Below are 4490 nucleotides of genomic sequence, written 5' to 3' on the forward strand. Positions count from 1 at the left end.
GAAAGGTATTGTTTTGGCTGGTGGCTCAGGCACACGTCTGTACCCCATTACAAAGGGCGTCAGTAAACAATTGATTCCTATTTTTGATAAACCGATGATTTACTATCCGATATCAGTATTGATGTTGGCTGGTATTAAAGATATCTTGATTATATCAACTCCCTTTGATTTGCCGGGATTTAAGCGCCTATTAGGTGATGGACATGAGCTTGGCGTGAGATTTGAATATGCAGAACAACCTTCGCCTGATGGTCTTGCACAAGCTTTTATCATTGGAGAGAAGTTCATTGGTGACGATGCTGTGAGCTTGGTTCTTGGCGATAATATCTTCCATGGGGCTGGCTTCACGGGACTACTCAAGGAGAGCGTCATTGATGCGGAACAGAAACAACAAGCCAGTGTCTTTGGATATTATGTCAATGATCCACAGCGTTATGGCGTAGCTGAATTTGATTCTCAGGGCAAATGTTTGAGTATAGAGGAAAAACCAGAGCATCCGAAGAGCAATTATGCCGTGGTTGGCCTGTATTTCTACCCCAATAGTGTGGTTGAAATTGCAAAAAGCATTAAACCAAGTGCTCGCGGAGAATTAGAGATAACTACGGTCAACCAAGAATATTTGAAGCGAGACAGCCTGAAAGTAAAACCACTTCAGCGTGGCTTTGCATGGTTGGACACGGGCACACATGATAGTCTTTCAGAAGCAAGTACATTCATTGAGGTTATAGAAAAGCGTCAAGGATTGAAGATAGCTTGCCTTGAAGAGATTGCTTATCAGCAAGGATGGATTAGCAAAGAGCAACTGATTGAAGATGCAAAACCTATGCTAAAGAATGCTTATGGGCAATATCTTATGGAGATTATAAACGAGAAACGAATATAAAATATAAAGTAATTAAACGTATTTAGAGGTAACACTACACGATTAAATGTAGACTTATGGACGATAACAAAGTAAAAACAGCTGAGGTAAATCAGCAAGAAGGAACGAAAACACTCATTGATTTGAGGGCGATATACACTTCGCTCATTTTGAACTGGACATGGTTTGTCGCATCAGCACTTATCTGTTTAGCATGTGCTTACCTTTATTTGAGGTATACAACACCTGTTTATCAGGCGTATGCAAAACTCTTAATTAAGGAAGAACAGAGTGGAAGAAGAGGAAATTCTATCCAAAATTCCAGTAATCTTGGAGTGATTTCAAATTCTACCGGCATTGATAATGAGATGGAAATTCTTACTTCTCATACGCTGGCACAAAGTGTTGTAAGAGACTTAAAACTATATGTGACTTACACAACAGAAGGCAAATTTAAAGAAGTTTTGCTTTATAAAAACGAGCCGCTAAAGATTGATCTTGACCCTGTTAATTTAGAAAAGATCAATAGTCCATTCGACATGCAGCTCACATATAGCGATGGAAAGTATCATCTAACAGGTACCTACTCCGTACCAATTGATGATACTCACTCTAAAGGTCCATACACATTAAACAAGACTTTCAATAGATTTCCAACGATTATCTATACAAAGGCTGGTATAATGACTATCACAGAGAATCTTGCTCTCGATGCAGTAAAGATGACTCCTGACGTAAAAATACATATCGTCCTAACCTCTCCAAACATCGCAGCCTATCAATATCAACAGGCTTTAACCGTCTCCCAGACTGCAAAGTCTACAACAATAGCACAATTAACATTGAGAGATGTGAACCAACAAAGAGCTATTGACTACCTGAAACAACTTTCAATTTGCTATAATCGACAAGCAAATGAAGACAAAAATCAGATTGCTTTGCGTACGGATAAATTCATTAATTCTCGTTTAGAGAAGATAAGTGCAGAATTAGGACTTACAGAGGGACAGCTTGAGAGCTTCAAGAAGCGTAATAATATGGTTGAACTGAAGATGAATGCAGGCAATGCTTTCAGCAATCAAAACGAGTTTAGTCAACGCCTCACGCAAGCAAACACGCAAATAGCTCTATTGAATGAGGTCACAAGCTATCAAAATAAAGCTATCAATCGCTATGAACCGATTCCGGAAAATATTGGACTTTCAGACCAGAGTACTTCTTCGTTAATTACGAAATATAATGAGATTGCCTTAGAAAGAAATCGTCTTCTTCGCAGTGCAAGCGAGAAAAGTCCTATTATTCAACCGCTAACTGCACAACTTGACGATTTAAACAATAGTATTCGTCGGGCCTCAATACAAGCCAAAAAGGGATTAGAGATACAAAGAGATGCTATATTAAATCAGTACAACAAGTACAGTGGACAGGTTGGAGAAACGCCAGAACAGGAACGTATTCTAACTCAAATAGGAAGGCAACAAGAGGTAAAATCCGGGCTACTTTTAATGTTATTACAGAAGAGAGAAGAGAATTCTATCTCGCTTGCAGCAATAGCTGACAAAGGAAAATTAATTGATGAACCTGAATTTGGTGGTAAAGTTAGTCCGAATAATTCCATGATTTATCTTATTGCTCTAATCATTGGACTATCTATTCCTGCTGTTATCATCATTATTTTAGAATTCTTCCATTACAAGATTGAAGGTAGAAATGACGTACTTAAACTAACAAAACTACCAATCTTAGGTGATGTTCCTATTGCAAGTGAACAAGCAAAAACGAAAGCAGACATCGTAGTTCATGAGAACAAGAATAACTTAATGGAAGAGATTTTCCGTGGAATGCGGACGAATCTACAGTTTATGCTCAAAGAGAACGAAAAGGTAATAGCATTTACTTCGACTACATCAGGGGAAGGAAAAACGTTTACTGCAGCTAACCTTGCTGTTAGTTTTGCACTCTTAGGAAAGAAAGTTATCCTTGTAGGTCTTGATATTCGTAAGCCTCGTTTGGCTGAGTTGTTTGAGATAAAAGACCACCATCATGGCATCACTCGACTCTTAACACATAGTCATTCTACGCAAGAAGAGATAAAGGCTCAAATCTTACCATCGGGTGTAAACGAGCGTTTGGATCTGTTAATGTCAGGTCCTATCCCTCCCAACCCATCTGAATTGTTGGCAAGAGATAGTCTCGATCACATCATAGATAACCTAAAGGAAATGTATGATTATATCATTATAGATACTGCTCCCGTAGGATTGGTTACAGATACACTACAGGTTTCTCGTATCATTAATGCCACAGTATACCTATGTAGAGCTGATTATACACCTAAAGATAGCTTCATTTTAGTAAATGATTTGGCTGCAGAAAAGAAACTTCCAAATATGTCTATCGTTATCAATGGACTCGATATGACGAAGAAGAAGTATGGTTACTACTATGGATATGGCCGATATGGGAAATATGGTAAATATGCTAAATATGGTTATGGCACTTATCATAATGGGTCATACATGGCTAAATCATATAACTCTTATAGCAGTTATGGTTCTTACGACAATAATGACGGAGCATACCGAGATAAAAATGATAATTCTATTAAACAGTAATGAAGATAGCAGTAGATTTTGATGGTACAATTGTTACCCATGAATATCCAGCTATAGGAGAAGAGATTCCGTTTGCAATAGATACACTTCGCCAACTTATTACAGACGGACATCAACTTATCCTATGGAGCGTCAGAGAGGGAAAAACCTTAGATGAAGCAGTTGAATGGTGCAGACAACGTGGTGTTGAGTTTTGGGCTATAAACCGAGATTATCCAGAAGAAAGGATTGAGAATAACAATCATTATTCAAGAAAGCTTAAAGTGGATATGTTTATTGATGATAGAAATGTAGGAGGTTTACCTGATTGGGGACAGATTTACAGAATGATTCATGATAGAGTTAGCTATTATCATCTTCTAAAAGATCAATTATCTAAAGGGTTTCCCCATCATAAAAATCATAAAAAACATTGGTGGCAGTTCTAAAAATAAATATTTGTGGAGTCTGGTGAAATTCAGACTCCATTTTTATTAGTTAGCTTTATTTCAACTATCTCAAGGCTATAATAGCCTTTTAGAATATATCTTAGTTTAACAGAACATACATTCTCACTCCCCTATTCAATTCTTAGTACATAGAACTACGCATTCTTGCACTAAAAATCTCTTTTTAGTGTTAATCAATACGACATTCTATTATTCCCAGTTAAAATCAAATGCCTCCTCAAAAGATTTTGCATTTGGTTCAAATCTTTTAGGTAACTTATCTGCATTAGAAACATCTATGTTTAATTCTTCTGTCGCATTACTTTGTGTTCCTCCACTTGTATGTAAATTTGTCCCTGCTAACAAAATTGCTTCATAAGCCAAAGCGTACACGATGGATTCTGGTTTTAGATAAGGTTTCTTCATGGTTTAAATTAAAGAATGATATAGAGTTTAATATTTAACAACAACTCTTGATTTGATGATTTAGATACAAATTTGTAACTTTACGGTATAAATCTACTTTCTAGTACATAAATATGTCCATATATTCATCAAGGAACAAAGATACATAATAAATCTGTA

At 36.8% G+C, this 4490-nt stretch carries 4 protein-coding genes; 3 read left to right on the top strand and 1 reads right to left on the bottom strand.

The features are described from left to right. The 3 genes from rfbA to HMPREF9420_RS03485 all read left to right on the top strand — a co-directional run. Nucleotides 1–883 (top strand): glucose-1-phosphate thymidylyltransferase RfbA (gene rfbA / locus HMPREF9420_RS03475; protein ID WP_007134050.1); only part of this gene is annotated, 883 nt, incomplete at its 5' end. A 56-nt stretch (nt 884–939) separates the two neighbouring features. Continuing rightward, entirely contained in the window at nt 940–3477 is a 2538-nt protein-coding gene (locus HMPREF9420_RS03480) for a GumC family protein (protein ID WP_007134051.1), read from the top strand. Then, a complete protein-coding gene (locus HMPREF9420_RS03485; protein WP_007134052.1) occupies nt 3477–3905 on the top strand; it encodes a BT0820 family HAD-type phosphatase in 429 nt (142 codons plus the stop codon). Before HMPREF9420_RS03480 ends, HMPREF9420_RS03485 begins: the two co-directional genes overlap by 1 nt. A 210-nt stretch (nt 3906–4115) precedes the next feature. Here the strand turns inward: HMPREF9420_RS03485 and HMPREF9420_RS03490 are convergent, their stop codons facing one another. Beyond that, a complete protein-coding gene (locus HMPREF9420_RS03490; RefSeq protein ID WP_007134053.1) occupies nt 4116–4331 on the bottom strand; it encodes a hypothetical protein in 216 nt (71 codons plus the stop codon). Nucleotides 4332–4490 lie beyond the last annotated feature (159 nt).

Source organism: Segatella salivae DSM 15606, assembly GCF_000185845.1.
Lineage (GTDB): Bacteria > Bacteroidota > Bacteroidia > Bacteroidales > Bacteroidaceae > Prevotella > Prevotella salivae.

Bases quoted from the DNA above. Each gene is read 5' to 3' on its own strand.
- HMPREF9420_RS03480 (WP_007134051.1), top strand. From the start codon at position 940: ATGGACGATAACAAAGTAAAAACAGCTGAGGTAAATCAGCAAGAAGGA.
- HMPREF9420_RS03485 (WP_007134052.1), top strand. From the start codon at position 3,477: ATGAAGATAGCAGTAGATTTTGATGGTACAATTGTTACCCATGAATAT.
- HMPREF9420_RS03490 (WP_007134053.1), bottom strand. From the start codon at position 4,331: ATGAAGAAACCTTATCTAAAACCAGAATCCATCGTGTACGCTTTGGCT.